The organism is Prevotella multiformis DSM 16608 (assembly GCF_000191065.1).
Taxonomy (GTDB): domain Bacteria; phylum Bacteroidota; class Bacteroidia; order Bacteroidales; family Bacteroidaceae; genus Prevotella; species Prevotella multiformis.
In genome coordinates this window covers 1-916 of the sequence record NZ_GL872294.1, presented here as the reverse complement: position 1 = coordinate 916, position 916 = coordinate 1, and the positions used below count along the sequence as shown (strand labels likewise).

Here is a 916-nt window from a genome sequence, read left to right as displayed (position 1 = left end):
CATAATTTCATAAGTATTTATTACCTTTGCATCATGAAGAGTGACCAACTATTACGTTGCATCTTTCCAGATGTACTTGCCGACTACTTTGATGTTGTCGATATTCAAGAGAGTGTTTCCCAGTTTGACTTTTGGCTTGACGAGCGTAACTTTATGGAAAAGTCAGACCATAAGCTAGGCACTGTAAGCAGTTATGGTTTTACCAGCGAGCGTGTTATTCAGGACTTTCCTCTTCGTGGCAAAGCAGTCTACCTCCATGTTCGCCGTCGCAAGTGGCGTGACAGTTCCAACGGAGAGATATTTACTTATTCATATGATGATTTGACGGCTGAGGGCAGTAGACTATCCCCCGAGTTCGTTTCTTTTTTAAAAGAATAGAATTGAGTCCACTGCAGAGAGCATCGCAAGCATCGGTGCTCACTATGGCGTAAATGGCAAGCTGTTATCCACACAGTACAAGGAATATTTCAGTGATTATCGTTGCTGGGATCAGTTGGATCATGCTCAAGACTGGCTGTTGTTTGAAGATAACATAGGTGAGAACCTAAGTATTGATGAGACCTGTCTAAGCAGTGGCGAGGTTTATACTTTTCTGACCAACAAGGCGGGAAAGGGCAGAAAAGGGACTTTGGTAGCTGTGGTTAAAGGGACCAAGGCAGAGGACGTCATCCAGGTTCTCAAGAAGATAAACCTTTCTAAACGGAAGGCTGTCAAGGAGATAACACTCGATTTGTCATCTTCTATGATGCGCATAGCCCGCTCTGTTTTTCCCAAAGCACTTATTACCAATGACAGATTTCATGTGCAGAAACTGTATTATGACGCTCTGGATGACATGCGTATCGCTTACCGATGGATGGCAAGAGATAAAGAGAACGAGGAGATAAAAGAAGCTAAAAGTAAGGGAAAGGAATAC

2 protein-coding genes are annotated in these 916 nt (G+C 43.1%); both read left to right on the top strand.

Annotated elements, in window-relative coordinates; genetic code table 11:
- Positions 1 to 33: 33 nt before the first annotated feature.
- Positions 34 to 378 (top strand): ISAon1 family transposase N-terminal region protein, encoded by a 345-nt coding sequence (locus HMPREF9141_RS12330; protein WP_040555206.1) that lies wholly within the window; start codon positions 34 to 36, stop codon positions 376 to 378.
- Between the two features lies 1 nt (position 379).
- Positions 380 to 916 (top strand): ISAon1 family transposase (locus HMPREF9141_RS12325; RefSeq protein WP_442512537.1); only part of this gene is annotated, 537 nt, incomplete at its 3' end.

What these genes read in the sequence shown, in the direction of transcription:
- HMPREF9141_RS12330 (WP_040555206.1), top strand. Translation starts at nt 34, where the DNA reads ATGAAGAGTGACCAACTATTACGTTGCATCTTTCCAGATGTACTTGCC.